The sequence below is a fragment of the Pseudomonas sp. URIL14HWK12:I6 genome (assembly GCF_000514195.1).
Classification (GTDB): domain Bacteria; phylum Pseudomonadota; class Gammaproteobacteria; order Pseudomonadales; family Pseudomonadaceae; genus Aquipseudomonas; species Aquipseudomonas putida_A.
In genome coordinates, this window is record NZ_AZVL01000001.1 from 127,677 (window position 1) to 142,162 (window position 14,486).

The following is a 14,486-nucleotide window of genomic DNA, read 5'->3' on the forward strand; positions in this document are numbered from 1 at the left end:
AAACTGACGAGTTAATGATAATGGCTATTATTAGCCTCTGTTACGTTCTCTCACAATAGCCCTGTCACATCCCACTATCGACTTCATGCTCGTCTCCGATCTCTCGGTGGCGTTTTACTGCGTCCTGAAAAAACCGTCTGGTTGAATTTCTGTGGATTAAGCCCTGTGAATAACTGCCACTGAGGTCAGTTGATAACAGGGCGTGAAAACTGGATATAACTGCCTCTGTGGATAACCACCCCATTCATCCACAGGCTTAAACCGGTTATCCAAGGGCCTCCTGAGGACCTGATAACAGGGTTTTGAAACTCTGTACACATTGAATAATAAGGCCTGTAGCAATCTATCCATAGAAAGGTCGGTCAGTAAGAATAAGCATTAAAACAAAGGTTTTATAAATTTCTCTCTTTTTTATTCTTTTAACCTCGAGTTCTCCACAGCTGGTTAAATTTTGTGCAAAGGGTTCTTTAGGGAGGGCGAAGTCCCTATACTTGTCGACCAGGTCCAGAAACCTGATCTCAAACTATTCCTGAATACCTACTTAAGCAGGCACGAGGTGCGTGGTGGATTTCCCTTCCCGTTTTGAAGTGATCGTCATCGGCGGCGGTCATGCCGGTACCGAGGCAGCACTGGCCTCAGCACGTATGGGGGCAAAAACCCTGTTGCTGACGCATAACGTGGAAACCCTCGGTGCCATGAGCTGCAACCCGGCCATCGGTGGCATTGGCAAAAGCCATTTGGTCAAGGAAATTGACGCCCTCGGCGGCGCGATGGCCATGGCTACCGATCTGGGCGGCATCCAGTTTCGCGTATTGAACAGCCGCAAAGGTCCGGCCGTACGAGCGACCCGTGCGCAAGCCGACCGTATTCTGTACAAGGCCGCTGTCCGCGAAATTCTGGAAAACCAACCGAACCTGTGGATATTTCAACAGGCCGCTGACGACCTGATCGTCGAGCAGGACCAGGTACGCGGTGTTGTCACGCAAATGGGTCTGCGGTTCTTCGCCGATTCCGTGGTGTTGACCACTGGTACGTTCCTCGGTGGACTTATCCACATCGGTTTGCAGAATTTCTCCGGCGGTCGTGCCGGTGACCCGCCGTCGATTGCCCTGGCACATCGTCTGCGTGAACTGCCGCTGCGTGTCGGTCGCCTGAAAACCGGTACGCCACCGCGCATCGATGGCAAATCTGTGGATTTCTCGGTCATGACCGAGCAACCGGGCGATACGCCGATCCCGGTCATGTCGTTCATGGGCAAAAAAGAACAGCATCCGCGCCAGGTCAGTTGCTGGATTACCCATACCAACGCCCGCACTCACGAAATCATCGCGGCGAACCTCGACCGTTCGCCGATGTATTCCGCTGCCGGCGAAATCGAGGGCATCGGTCCGCGCTACTGCCCGTCGATCGAAGACAAGATTCATCGCTTTGCCGACAAGGAAAGCCATCAGGTGTTCATCGAGCCGGAAGGCCTGACCACCCATGAGCTGTACCCGAACGGGATATCCACAAGCTTGCCGTTCGACGTGCAATTGCAGATCGTGCAATCGATCCGCGGCATGGAAAACGCGCACATCGTGCGTCCGGGTTATGCGATCGAGTACGACTACTTCGACCCGCGTGACCTGAAATACAGCCTGGAAACCAAAGTCATCGGCGGTCTGTTCTTCGCTGGTCAGATCAACGGCACCACCGGTTACGAAGAAGCCGGTGCGCAAGGTTTGCTCGCCGGGGCCAACGCCGCGCTGCGTGCCAAGGGCAAAGAAGCCTGGTGCCCGCGTCGCGATGAGGCGTACATCGGCGTGCTGGTCGACGACCTGATCACCCTCGGTACCCAAGAGCCGTACCGCATGTTCACTTCCCGTGCCGAGTACCGCCTGATTCTGCGCGAGGACAACGCCGACCTGCGTTTGACCGAAAAAGGTCGTGAGCTGGGTCTGGTCGATGACGCGCGTTGGGCGGCCTTCTGCAAGAAACGCGAAAGCATCGAACTCGAAGAGCAGCGCCTGAAGAGCACCTGGGTTCGCCCGGGTACGCAGCAGGGCGATGCGATTGCGGAAAAATTCGGCACGCCGCTGACTCACGAATACAACTTGCTCAACCTCTTGAGCCGTCCGGAAATCGACTACGCTGGTCTGGTCGAAGTGACCGGCAACGGCGCCGAAGATCCGCAGGTCGCCGAACAGGTTGAGATCAAGACCAAATACGCCGGTTACATCGATCGTCAACAGGACGAAATTGCCCGTCTGCGCGCTAGTGAAGACACGAAATTGCCTGTGGATATCGATTACACCAACATTTCCGGTCTCTCCAAGGAGATCCAGAGCAAGCTCGGTGCGACGCGTCCGGAGACGCTCGGTCAGGCTTCGCGGATCCCGGGCGTGACCCCGGCAGCGATTTCGCTGTTGATGATTCATTTGAAAAAACGCGGCGCGGGCCGTCAGTTGGAGCAAAGCGCTTGAGTTCTAAGGTCACTTCGCAACACGCCGAAGAGTTATCCACAGGAGCCCGCGAGCTCGGTGTCAATCTCAGCGCAGCCCAGCACGAATTGCTGCTGGGCTACCTGGCTCTGTTGATCAAATGGAACCAGGCCTACAACCTGACTGCAGTGCGCGATCCTGATGAAATGGTTTCGCGGCATCTGCTCGATAGCTTGAGCGTGATGTCGTTCATCGAAAACGGCCGTTGGCTCGATGTTGGCAGTGGCGGCGGCATGCCCGGCATTCCGCTGGCGATCCTGTATCCGGACTCGCAAGTGACCTGTCTGGACAGCAACGGCAAGAAAACCCGCTTCCTGACTCAGGTCAAACTCGAACTCAAACTGGATAACCTGCAAGTTATCCACAGTCGCGTTGAAGCGTTCCAGCCTGCCCAGCCATTCAACGGGATCATTTCCCGGGCGTTCAGCAGCATGGAGAACTTCACCAACTGGACTCGCCACCTCGGCGATGCCGACACGCGCTGGCTGGCAATGAAGGGCGTTCATCCGGCCGATGAGCTGGTAGCATTGCCGGCAGACTTCAAACTCGATAGCGAACACGCCCTGGCCGTACCCGGTTGCCAAGGCCAACGCCATCTGCTGATACTGCGCCGCACGGCATGATTGGGAACACAAGCAAGAATGGCTAAGGTATTCGCGATAGCGAACCAGAAGGGTGGTGTGGGCAAGACCACCACCTGCATCAACCTCGCAGCATCCCTGGTCGCGACCAAGCGCCGGGTGCTGTTGATCGATCTCGATCCACAGGGCAACGCCACCATGGGTAGCGGTGTGGATAAACATGGCCTGGAAAACTCGGTCTACGACCTGCTGATCGGCGAATGCGATCTGGCCCAGGCCATGCACTACTCCGAGCACGGCGGTTATCAACTGCTGCCGGCCAACCGCGACCTGACCGCGGCAGAAGTGGTTCTGCTGGAAATGCAGATGAAGGAAAGCCGTCTGCGCAGCGCGCTGGCGCCGATCCGTGAAAACTACGATTACATTTTGATCGACTGCCCGCCGTCGCTGTCGATGCTCACATTGAACGCACTGGTCGCCGCTGACGGGGTGATTATCCCCATGCAGTGCGAATACTTTGCGCTCGAAGGCTTGAGCGACCTTGTGGATAACATCAAGCGCATCGCCGAACTGCTGAACCCCAACCTCAAGGTCGAAGGTCTGCTGCGCACCATGTACGACCCGCGGCTGAGCCTGATGAACGATGTTTCGGCGCAGCTGAAGGAACACTTTGGCGAGCAGCTGTACGACACGGTGATCCCGCGCAACATCCGCCTGGCCGAAGCACCGAGCTACGGTATGCCGGCACTGGCCTACGACAAGCAATCGCGCGGCGCGCTGGCCTATTTGGCCCTGGCGGGCGAGATGGTTCGCCGTCAGCGCAAAAATTCACGCATCGCCGCTGCCCAGCCAACTTAAGGAATCCCCATGGCCGTCAAGAAACGAGGTCTCGGACGTGGACTGGATGCACTGCTGAGTGGTCCGACCGTCAGCGCGCTGGAAGAACAGGCGGCGCAGGCCGATACCCGTGAGCTGCAACACCTGCCGCTGGACCTGCTGCAGCGTGGCAAATACCAGCCACGCCGCGACATGGATCCGCAGGCGCTGGAAGAGCTGGCGCAGTCGATCAAGGCGCAAGGCGTGATGCAGCCGATCGTGGTGCGTCCGATTGGCGGAGGCCGTTTCGAAATCATCGCCGGCGAACGCCGCTGGCGCGCCAGCCAGCAGGCCGGCCAGGAAACCATCCCGGCGATGGTTCGTGATGTGCCGGATGAGACCGCGATCGCCATTGCGCTGATCGAGAACATCCAGCGTGAAGACCTGAACCCGATTGAGGAAGCCGTCGCCTTGCAGCGTCTGCAGCAGGAATTCCAGCTCACTCAACAGCAGGTGGCCGAGGCTGTGGGTAAGTCCCGCGTGACTGTGGCTAACCTGTTGCGACTTATTGCACTGCCGGAAGTCATCAAGACCATGCTGTCCCACGGTGACCTGGAAATGGGTCATGCCCGTGCTTTGCTCGGTCTGCCGGACAATCAGCAGGTGGAAGGGGCGCGACATGTTGTCGCACGCGGCCTGACTGTGCGCCAAACCGAGGCACTGGTTCGTCAGTGGTTGAGTGGCAAACCGGAGCCTGTGGAAGCAGCCAAACCCGACCCGGATATCGCCCGGCTCGAACAGCGTCTGGCCGAGCGCCTAGGCTCTGCGGTGCAGATTCGCCACGGCAAGAAGGGAAAAGGTCAGCTGGTGATCGGTTACAACTCACTCGATGAGCTTCAAGGTGTGCTCGCACACATCCGCTGAAACATTTCCTCATGTAGCGCGCAGTCGGAAATCACTACCTGACAGTTGAATAGGGGCAGAACCGCCCCTATACTCTGCGCGCATTTTGTCGGCACAAATTATGCCAAGTTATTGAATTCTGGCAGCCGACCATTGGAGAGCAAACGTGATGGAAACCCGCAAGCCAAACCGCCTGCCGTTCCATCGCCTGGCGGTTTTTCCGGTGTTGATGGCTCAATTTGTCATTTTGCTCATTGCCGCTTTGGCGCTCTGGCAATGGCACGGAGTCGTTGCCGGATACTCGGGACTTTGCGGAGGCCTGATAGCCTTGCTGCCCAATGTTTATTTCGCTCACAAGGCATTTCGGTTTTCCGGCGCCCGAGCAGCCCAGTCCATCGTCCGGTCATTTTATGCCGGCGAGGCAGGCAAACTGATTTTGACGGCAGTGCTGTTTGCACTGGTGTTTGCAGGTGTGAAGCCATTGGCGCCGATCGCAGTATTCGGCGCTTTCGTGCTGACTCAGTCGGTCAGCTGGTTCGCTCCCCTGCTGATGAGAACAAGACTTTCGAGACCTTAGGGCGTTTGAGGCAACCATGGCAGAAACAACCGCTTCGGGCTATATCCAGCACCACTTGCAGAACCTGACCTTCGGTCAGCTACCTAACGGCGGCTGGGGCTTTGCCCATACCGCAGCAGAAGCCAAGGAAATGGGCTTCTGGGCTTTCCACGTCGATACCCTCGGCTGGTCGGTCGCGCTGGGTCTGATCTTCGTTTTCCTTTTCCGCATGGCGGCAAAGAAAGCAACATCGGGTCAGCCAGGTGCTTTGCAGAACTTCGTTGAAGTATTGGTCGAATTCGTCGATGGCAGCGTGAAAGACAGCTTCCATGGCCGTAGCCCGGTGATTGCACCGCTGGCACTGACCATCTTCGTCTGGGTGTTCCTGATGAACGCCGTCGACCTGGTACCGGTCGACTGGATTCCTCAGCTGGCCATCCTGATCACCGGCGACCACCACATCCCGTTCCGTGCCGTGTCGACTACCGACCCGAACGCGACCCTGGGCATGGCGTTCTCGGTTTTCGCACTGATCATTTTCTATAGCATCAAGGTCAAGGGCATCGGCGGCTTCATCGGCGAACTGACCCTGCACCCGTTCGGCAGCAAGAACATCTTCGTTCAGGCCCTGCTGATCCCGGTGAACTTCCTGCTGGAATTCGTGACCCTGATCGCCAAGCCGATCTCTCTGGCCCTGCGTCTGTTCGGCAACATGTATGCCGGCGAGCTGGTGTTCATTCTGATCGCTGTGATGTTCGGCAGCGGCCTGCTCTGGCTGAGTGGCCTGGGCGTTGTTCTGCAGTGGGCGTGGGCTGTGTTCCACATCCTGATCATCACCCTGCAGGCGTTCATCTTCATGATGCTGACCATCGTCTACCTGTCGATGGCGCACGAAGAAAACCATTAAGAGCAGCCTCGGCTGATCTGATGTCCCTCCCGGTCAAACGGGAGGGGGCTCTTAACCGGGCCTCTGAAACGATTTGTTTTACCGCTTTAATCTAAAAAACCTAAACCATACGACGTAAAAGTCGGGAGGAAAGATGGAAACTGTAGTTGGTCTAACCGCTATCGCTGTTGCACTGTTGATCGGCCTGGGCGCACTGGGTACCGCAATTGGTTTCGGCCTGCTGGGCGGCAAGTTCCTGGAAGGCGCAGCGCGTCAGCCAGAAATGGTTCCAATGCTGCAAGTTAAAATGTTCATCGTTGCCGGTCTGCTCGACGCCGTAACCATGATCGGTGTTGGTATCGCTCTGTTCTTCACCTTTGCGAACCCGTTCGTTGGTCAGATCGCTGGCTAATTACCCGGATTCTTCCGAGTAATTTGGTGTGATGGACAACGTAACTGCGAGGTGTTGGCGTGAACATTAATGCGACCCTGATTGGCCAGTCCGTTGCGTTCCTGATTTTTGTACTGTTCTGCATGAAGTTCGTATGGCCTCCGGTCATCGCTGCTCTGCACGAACGTCAAAAGAAGATCGCTGATGGTCTGGACGCTGCCAGCCGTGCAGCTCGCGACCTGGAGTTGGCCCAAGAGAAAGCGGGTCAGCAACTGCGCGAAGCGAAAGCTCAGGCAGCTGAAATCATCGAGCAAGCCAAGAAACGCGGTAACCAGATCGTTGAAGAGGCTGTTGAAAAAGCCCGTATCGACGCTGACCGTGTGAAGGTTCAGGCTCAAGCCGAGATCGAACAGGAACTGAACAGTGTCAAAGACAAGCTGCGCGCCCAAGTGGGCTTGCTGGCTGTCGGCGGCGCCGAGAAGATCCTGGGTGCCACAATCGATCAAAACGCGCACGCAGAGCTGGTTAACCAACTGGCTGCTGAAATCTAAGCGAGGGCGATCATGGCAGAACTGACCACGTTGGCCCGACCTTACGCTAAGGCGGCCTTCGAGCACGCTCAGGCCCACCAGCAACTGGCCAATTGGTCAGCCATGCTCGGCCTGGCTGCAGCGGTGTCACAAGATGACACCATGCAGCGCGTGCTCAAGGCCCCGCGACTGACGAGCGCAGAAAAGGCCGCCACGTTCATTGACGTGTGCGGCGACAAGTTTGATGCCAAGGCACAAAACTTCATCAATGTCGTTGCCGAAAACGACCGTCTCCCGCTTCTGCCGGAGATCGCCGCTCTGTTCGACCTGTACAAGGCCGAACAAGAGAAGTCGGTAGACGTTGAAGTGACCAGTGCTTTCGCATTGAACCAAGAACAGCAAGACAAACTCGCCAAGGTTCTCAGTGCACGACTCAACCGGGAAGTGCGCCTGCAAGTTGCGGAGGATGCTGCCCTTATAGGGGGTGTCGTTATCCGCGCCGGCGACCTGGTTATCGATGGCTCGATTCGCGGCAAAATCGCGAAACTTGCCGAAGCATTGAAATCTTGAGTTTGAAGGGGCAGCAGAGCAATGCAGCAACTCAATCCTTCCGAAATAAGTGAAATTATCAAGGGCCGCATCGACAAGCTCGATGTGACCTCCCAAGCCCGTAACGAAGGCACTGTCGTCAGCGTATCTGACGGCATCGTGCGGATTCACGGTCTGGCCGACGTCATGTACGGCGAGATGATCGAGTTTCCGGGCGGCGTCTACGGTATGGCCCTCAACCTGGAGCAAGACTCCGTAGGTGCCGTTGTACTGGGCGCATACACCAGTCTGGCTGAAGGCATGAGCGCCAAGTGCACCGGCCGCATCCTCGAAGTTCCGGTGGGTAAGGAACTGCTGGGTCGCGTAGTCGATGCACTGGGTAACCCTGTTGACGGCAAAGGTCCACTGGGCAACACCTTGACCGACGCGGTCGAGAAAGTTGCACCGGGCGTGATCTGGCGTAAGTCGGTAGACCAGCCTGTACAGACTGGCTACAAGGCTGTCGATGCCATGATCCCTGTCGGCCGTGGCCAGCGTGAGCTGATCATCGGTGACCGTCAGATCGGTAAAACCGCTCTGGCGATCGACGCGATCATCAACCAGAAAGACAGCGGCATTTTCTGCGTCTACGTAGCGATCGGTCAGAAGCAATCGACCATCGCCAACGTGGTTCGCAAGCTGGAAGAAAACGGTGCCCTGGCCAACACGATCATCGTGGCTGCCAGTGCTTCGGAATCTCCTGCGCTGCAATTCCTGGCACCGTACTCCGGTTGCACCATGGGTGAATTCTTCCGCGACCGCGGTGAAGACGCGCTGATCGTTTATGACGATCTGTCCAAGCAAGCAGTGGCTTACCGCCAGATTTCCCTGCTGCTGCGCCGTCCACCAGGCCGTGAAGCTTACCCAGGCGACGTGTTCTATCTCCACTCCCGTCTGCTGGAGCGCGCATCCCGCGTTTCGGAAGAATACGTAGAGAAGTTCACCAACGGCGCAGTGACCGGCAAAACCGGTTCCCTGACCGCACTGCCGATCATCGAAACCCAGGCTGGCGACGTTTCCGCGTTCGTTCCGACCAACGTGATTTCCATCACCGACGGTCAGATCTTCCTGGAATCGGCCATGTTCAACTCGGGCATCCGCCCTGCAGTGAACGCCGGTGTTTCGGTATCCCGTGTGGGTGGTGCCGCTCAGACCAAGATCATCAAGAAGCTGTCCGGTGGTATCCGTACCGCTCTGGCTCAGTACCGTGAACTGGCGGCATTCGCCCAGTTCGCTTCTGACCTGGACGAAGCGACCCGTAAGCAACTTGAGCATGGTCAGCGCGTTACCGAGCTGATGAAGCAGAAGCAATACGCACCAATGTCGATCGCTGACATGGCGCTGTCGCTGTATGCCGCTGAGCGTGGGTTCCTGACTGACATTGAAATCGCCAAGATCGGCAGCTTCGAACAAGCGCTGATTGCTTACTTCAACCGCGATCACGCCGATTTGATGGCCAAGATCAACGTTAAAGGTGACTTCAATGACGAAATCGACGCTGGCATGAAAGCCGGTATCGAGAAGTTCAAGGCCACCCAAACCTGGTAAGCCGCAGCGGGAGCCGCAAGGCTCCCGCTTGCTAACCTGATAGGTGTTACATGGCAGGCGCAAAAGAGATTCGCAGTAAGATTGCGAGCATCAAAAGCACGCAAAAAATTACCAGCGCCATGGAAAAAGTGGCGGTGAGCAAAATGCGCAAGGCACAAATGCGCATGGCAGCCAGCCGTCCTTATGCGGAGCGTATCCGCCAGGTAATTGGGCATCTGGCCAACGCCAACCCGGAATACCGCCACCCGTTCATGATCGACCGTGAAGTAAAGCGTGTTGGTTATGTCGTCGTGAGCAGTGACCGTGGTTTGTGCGGCGGCTTGAACACCAACCTGTTCAAGGCCCTGGTCAAGGACATGGCGGTAAACCGCGAAAACGGCGTCGAGATTGATCTGTGTGTAGTCGGTAGCAAGGGTGCGGCCTTTTTCCGCAACTTCGGCGGTAACGTCGTTGCAGCTATCAGCCACCTGGGTGAAGAGCCGTCGATCAATGATTTGATCGGCAGCGTCAAGGTGATGCTGGATGCCTACCTGGAGGGCCGTATCGATCGCCTGTCCGTGGTATCCAACAAGTTCATCAACACCATGACACAACAGCCTACCGTGGAGCAGTTGATTCCACTGGTGGCAACCCCGGATCAAGAACTCAAGCACCACTGGGACTACCTCTACGAACCAGACGCCAAAGAGCTGCTTGACGGCTTGATGGTGCGCTACGTGGAGTCGCAGGTGTACCAGGCGGTGGTCGAGAACAACGCAGCTGAACAAGCTGCGCGGATGATCGCGATGAAGAACGCTACCGACAACGCCGGTGATTTGATCAGCGATTTGCAGCTGATCTACAACAAGGCGCGTCAGGCTGCGATCACCCAAGAGATCTCGGAAATCGTCGGCGGCGCTGCCGCGGTTTAACGGTTCAAATATTCAGAGGATCCAGCTATGAGTAGCGGACGTATCGTTCAAATCATCGGCGCCGTTATCGACGTGGAATTTCCACGCGACAGCGTACCGAGCATCTACAACGCGCTGAAAGTAGTCAGCGCGGCCGAAACCACTCTGGAAGTTCAGCAACAGCTGGGCGACGGCGTGGTTCGTACCATTGCGATGGGTTCCACCGAGGGCTTGAAGCGCGGTCTGGAGGTTACCGATTCCGGCGCAGCCATCTCCGTACCGGTCGGTAAAGCGACTCTGGGCCGGATCATGGACGTTCTGGGTAACCCGATCGACGAAGCTGGTCCAATCGACACCGAAGAGCGCTGGGGCATTCACCGCGCAGCACCTTCGTTCGCTGAGCAAGCAGGCGGCAACGACCTGCTGGAAACCGGCATCAAGGTTATCGACCTGGTTTGCCCGTTCGCCAAAGGCGGTAAAGTCGGTCTGTTCGGTGGTGCCGGTGTAGGCAAAACCGTAAACATGATGGAACTGATCCGTAACATCGCCATCGAGCACAGCGGTTATTCCGTGTTCGCCGGTGTGGGTGAGCGTACTCGTGAGGGTAACGACTTCTACCACGAGATGAAGGACTCCAACGTTCTGGACAAAGTGGCACTGGTTTACGGTCAGATGAACGAGCCGCCGGGAAACCGTCTGCGCGTGGCCCTGACCGGCCTGACCATGGCCGAGAAGTTCCGTGACGAAGGTAACGACGTTCTGCTGTTCGTCGACAACATCTACCGTTACACCCTGGCCGGTACTGAAGTATCCGCACTGCTGGGCCGTATGCCTTCGGCAGTAGGTTACCAGCCGACCCTGGCTGAAGAGATGGGCGTTCTGCAAGAACGTATCACTTCGACCAAAGAAGGTTCGATCACCTCGATCCAGGCGGTATACGTACCTGCGGATGACTTGACCGACCCGTCGCCAGCGACCACCTTCGCCCACTTGGACGCCACCGTCGTTCTGTCCCGTGACATCGCTTCCCTGGGTATCTACCCAGCGGTAGATCCACTGGATTCGACTTCGCGCCAGCTGGATCCGAACGTAATCGGTCAGGACCACTACGACACCGCTCGCGGCGTTCAGTACGTTCTGCAACGTTACAAAGAGCTGAAAGACATCATCGCGATCCTGGGTATGGACGAGCTGTCGGAAGCCGACAAACAGTTGGTTAACCGTGCTCGTAAGATCCAACGCTTCTTGTCGCAGCCGTTCTTCGTGGCTGAAGTCTTCACCGGTGCTTCGGGTAAATACGTTTCCCTGAAAGACACCATTGCTGGCTTCAAAGGCATCCTCAACGGTGACTACGACCACCTGCCAGAACAAGCGTTCTACATGGTTGGCGGCATCGAAGAAGCGATCGAGAAAGCCAAGAAACTGTAATCCCGGCGCCCGGCAACGGGCGCTAATTTAGGTTGAGGCAATCAGATGGCTATGACAGTCCATTGCGATATCGTCAGCGCGGAAGGGGAAATCTTTTCCGGCCTGGTCGAGATGGTGATTGCGCACGGTGCACTGGGTGATCTTGGTATCGCTCTGGGTCACGCGCCGCTGATCACTAATCTGAAGCCAGGTCCGATCCGCCTGATCAAGCAAGGCGGGGAAGCCGAGGTGTTCTACATCTCCGGTGGTTTCCTCGAGGTTCAGCCGAACATGGTCAAGGTGCTTGCCGATACCGTGCAACGTGCCGCCGACCTGGATGAAGCTCAGGCTCAAGCAGCTCTCAAGGCTGCCGAAGCTGCTCTGCACGAGAAGAGCGCAGATTTCGACTACGGAGCTGCGTCCGCACGTCTGGCCGAGGCTGCAGCTCAGCTGCGCACCGTCCAGCAGATCCGCAAGAAGTTTGGCGGTTAATCCGTCAGCCACTTGTTGTGCGATTGATAAAAAAGGGTAGCCTCGGCTACCCTTTTTTCTTTCCGATTTTTACAACCCGGTCGCAGTTGCTGACCACCCAGGATTGGTAGCCAGTCATGTCTCTCGAAATCGTTATCCTCGCGGCCGGTCAAGGCACCCGTATGCGTTCGGCGTTGCCGAAAGTGCTGCACCCGGTAGCCGGCAATTCCATGCTTGGGCATGTTATCCACAGCGCACGGCAGCTCGATCCACAGCGCATTCATGTGGTGATCGGCCACGGTGCCGATGTGGTGCGTGAGCGTCTGGCGGCTGACGATTTGAATTTCGTGCTGCAGGACAAGCAATTGGGCACTGGTCATGCAACGGCTCAGGCTGTGCCGTTCATCAGCGCCGACACGGTGTTGATCCTCTACGGTGACGTGCCATTGATCGAGGTCGAAACCCTGCAGCGCCTGCTTAAACATGTCGTACCGGGGCAGATGGGCCTGTTGACCGTCGAGCTGGAAGATCCGACCGGTTACGGCCGCATCGTGCGTGATGCTGACGGCAAGGTCGCAGCCATCGTTGAGCACAAAGATGCCAGCGAAGCCCAGCGCGCAATCACCGAAGGCAATACCGGCATTCTCGCCGTCCCGGCCAATCGCCTGGCCGACTGGATGAGCCGCCTGTCGAACAACAATGCCCAGGGCGAGTACTACTTGACCGACGTGATCGAAATGGCGGTCAGCGATGGTTTGGTGGTGGCCACTGAACAACCGCACGACCCGATGGAAGTGCAGGGCGCCAATGATCGTAAGCAACTGGCGGAACTGGAGCGGCATTACCAGCTGCGCGCCGGCCGCCGGCTGATGGCGCAAGGCGTGACCCTGCGTGACCCGGCGCGTTTCGATGTGCGTGGCGAAGTCACCGTCGGTCGCGATGTGCTGATCGACATCAACGTGATTCTCGAAGGTAATGTTGTCATCGAGGACGACGTGGTGATCGGCCCGAACTGCGTGATCAAGGACAGCACCCTGCGCAAAGGCGTGGTGATCAAAGCCAACAGCCACATCGAAGGTGCGGTGCTGGGTGAAGGCAGCGATGCCGGTCCGTTCGCCCGTCTGCGTCCGGGCACGGTGCTCGAAGCACGCGCGCATGTGGGTAACTTTGTCGAACTGAAAAACGCGCGCATGGGTGAGGGCGCCAAGGCCGGGCATCTGACCTATCTGGGCGACGCGGAAGTCGGCGCCCGCACCAACATTGGCGCGGGCACCATTACCTGCAACTACGATGGCGCCAACAAGTGGAAAACCGTGTTGGGCGAAGATGTGTTCATCGGCTCCAACAACTCGTTGGTCGCACCTGTGGATATCTCGTCCGGGGCAACTACCGCGGCTGGTTCGACCATCACCCAGAATGTGGATAACGCGCAGTTGGCAGTTGGTCGGGCGCGGCAGAGAAATATCGATGGCTGGAAGCGGCCAGAGAAGATCAAAAAGAGCTGAGTTATCCACAGTAGCTTTACGATCAAAAGATCGCAGCCTTCGGCAGCTCCTACAGGGGGTGCCGGGTCTGCGATTTTTTTATGGCCTGAGCTTGACGATCGACGGGCAATGGGTTTTGATTGCTTCCGTTATCTTTCGAATCGAAACTTATACCATCATGTCGAAACGCAATACACCCCAGCGCCGGCACAACATCCTCGCCTTGCTCAATGAGCAGGGCGAAGTCAGTGTGGATGAACTGGCCAAGCGCTTCGAAACTTCTGAAGTTACGATTCGCAAGGATTTGGCCGCACTGGAAAGCCATGGTCTGTTGCTGCGCCGTTACGGCGGGGCGATCACCATGCCGCAGGAATTGGTCGCTGAACCGGGCCAAAGCGTTTCAAAGTACAAACAGGCGATTGCCCGCGCCGCCGTCAAACGCATCCGCGAACACGCCCGCATCATTATCGACAGTGGCAGCACCACTGCCGCGATGATTCCCGAGCTTGGCCAGCAGCCGGGTCTGGTGGTGATGACCAACTCCCTGCACGTGGCCAACGCCTTGAGCGAACTCGAACACGAACCGGTGCTGCTGATGACCGGCGGCACCTGGGATCCGCATTCGGAGTCCTTCCAGGGCCAGGTGGCCGAGCAGGTACTACGCTCTTACGACTTCGACCAGTTGTTTATCGGCGCCGATGGTATCGATCTGGTGCGCGGTACCACCACGTTCAACGAGTTGCTCGGTCTGAGCCGGGTGATGGCTGACGTGGCGCGGGAAGTGATCGTGATGGTCGAGGCCGACAAGATCGGCCGCAAGATTCCCAACCTGGAGCTGCCGTGGAGCAGCGTCCATACCCTCATTACCGATGATCGCCTGCCTGAAGATGCGCGCGATCAGATTCAGGCCCGCGGTATCAGCGTGATTTGCGCGGCTGTCAGTCAGGAGAAATAA

At 57.3% G+C, this 14,486-nt stretch carries 15 protein-coding genes; all 15 read left to right on the forward strand.

The genetic code is table 11. From position 1 onward, the window contains the following. Positions 1-563: 563 nt before the first annotated feature. On the forward strand, positions 564-2,462 hold the full coding sequence (mnmG, locus tag H043_RS0100620; RefSeq protein ID WP_027610290.1) for a tRNA uridine-5-carboxymethylaminomethyl(34) synthesis enzyme MnmG: 1,899 nt from the start codon (positions 564-566) through the stop codon (positions 2,460-2,462). Further along, on the forward strand, positions 2,459-3,103 hold the full coding sequence (rsmG, locus tag H043_RS0100625; protein WP_003229789.1) for a 16S rRNA (guanine(527)-N(7))-methyltransferase RsmG: 645 nt from the start codon (positions 2,459-2,461) through the stop codon (positions 3,101-3,103). The genes mnmG and rsmG overlap by 4 nt, the downstream gene beginning before the upstream one ends. Before the next feature lie 18 nt (positions 3,104-3,121). Further along, positions 3,122-3,919, forward strand: a complete 798-nt coding sequence (locus tag H043_RS0100630) for a ParA family protein (RefSeq protein WP_003229787.1) — start codon at positions 3,122-3,124, stop codon at positions 3,917-3,919. Between the two features lie 9 nt (positions 3,920-3,928). Continuing rightward, positions 3,929-4,801, forward strand: a complete 873-nt coding sequence (locus tag H043_RS0100635) for a ParB/RepB/Spo0J family partition protein (RefSeq protein ID WP_007960777.1) — start codon at positions 3,929-3,931, stop codon at positions 4,799-4,801. A gap of 148 nt (positions 4,802-4,949) precedes the next feature. Then, on the forward strand, positions 4,950-5,357 hold the full coding sequence (locus H043_RS0100640) for a F0F1 ATP synthase subunit I (protein WP_003229783.1): 408 nt from the start codon (positions 4,950-4,952) through the stop codon (positions 5,355-5,357). Positions 5,358-5,373: 16 nt separating this feature from the next. After that, on the forward strand, positions 5,374-6,243 hold the full coding sequence (gene atpB, locus H043_RS0100645) for a F0F1 ATP synthase subunit A (RefSeq protein WP_007960779.1): 870 nt from the start codon (positions 5,374-5,376) through the stop codon (positions 6,241-6,243). Positions 6,244-6,376: 133 nt separating this feature from the next. Next, the gene (gene atpE / locus H043_RS0100650; RefSeq protein WP_003097235.1) at positions 6,377-6,634 is read left to right on the forward strand and encodes a F0F1 ATP synthase subunit C; all 258 of its coding nucleotides are present in this window, start codon (positions 6,377-6,379) and stop codon (positions 6,632-6,634) included. Positions 6,635-6,693: 59 nt separating this feature from the next. Then, entirely contained in the window at positions 6,694-7,164 is a 471-nt protein-coding gene (locus H043_RS0100655; RefSeq protein WP_011336718.1) for a F0F1 ATP synthase subunit B, read from the forward strand. Between the two features lie 12 nt (positions 7,165-7,176). Next, a complete protein-coding gene (locus H043_RS0100660) occupies positions 7,177-7,713 on the forward strand; it encodes a F0F1 ATP synthase subunit delta (protein WP_007911956.1) in 537 nt (178 codons plus the stop codon). Between the two features lie 21 nt (positions 7,714-7,734). Beyond that, a complete protein-coding gene (gene atpA, locus H043_RS0100665) occupies positions 7,735-9,279 on the forward strand; it encodes a F0F1 ATP synthase subunit alpha (RefSeq protein ID WP_027610291.1) in 1,545 nt (514 codons plus the stop codon). A gap of 50 nt (positions 9,280-9,329) precedes the next feature. Continuing rightward, the gene (atpG, locus tag H043_RS0100670; protein WP_010565870.1) at positions 9,330-10,190 is read left to right on the forward strand and encodes a F0F1 ATP synthase subunit gamma; all 861 of its coding nucleotides are present in this window, start codon (positions 9,330-9,332) and stop codon (positions 10,188-10,190) included. A 27-nt stretch (positions 10,191-10,217) separates the two neighbouring features. Beyond that, positions 10,218-11,597, forward strand: a complete 1,380-nt coding sequence (gene atpD, locus H043_RS0100675) for a F0F1 ATP synthase subunit beta (protein WP_027610292.1) — start codon at positions 10,218-10,220, stop codon at positions 11,595-11,597. A gap of 45 nt (positions 11,598-11,642) precedes the next feature. Further along, positions 11,643-12,068, forward strand: coding sequence for a F0F1 ATP synthase subunit epsilon (locus tag H043_RS0100680; RefSeq protein ID WP_007954164.1), 426 nt, complete (start codon positions 11,643-11,645; stop codon positions 12,066-12,068). A 116-nt stretch (positions 12,069-12,184) separates the two neighbouring features. Further along, positions 12,185-13,552 (forward strand): bifunctional UDP-N-acetylglucosamine diphosphorylase/glucosamine-1-phosphate N-acetyltransferase GlmU, encoded by a 1,368-nt coding sequence (gene glmU / locus H043_RS0100685; protein WP_027610293.1) that lies wholly within the window; start codon positions 12,185-12,187, stop codon positions 13,550-13,552. Positions 13,553-13,706: 154 nt separating this feature from the next. Next, positions 13,707-14,486, forward strand: coding sequence for a DeoR/GlpR family DNA-binding transcription regulator (locus H043_RS0100690; protein ID WP_177325597.1), 780 nt, complete (start codon positions 13,707-13,709; stop codon positions 14,484-14,486).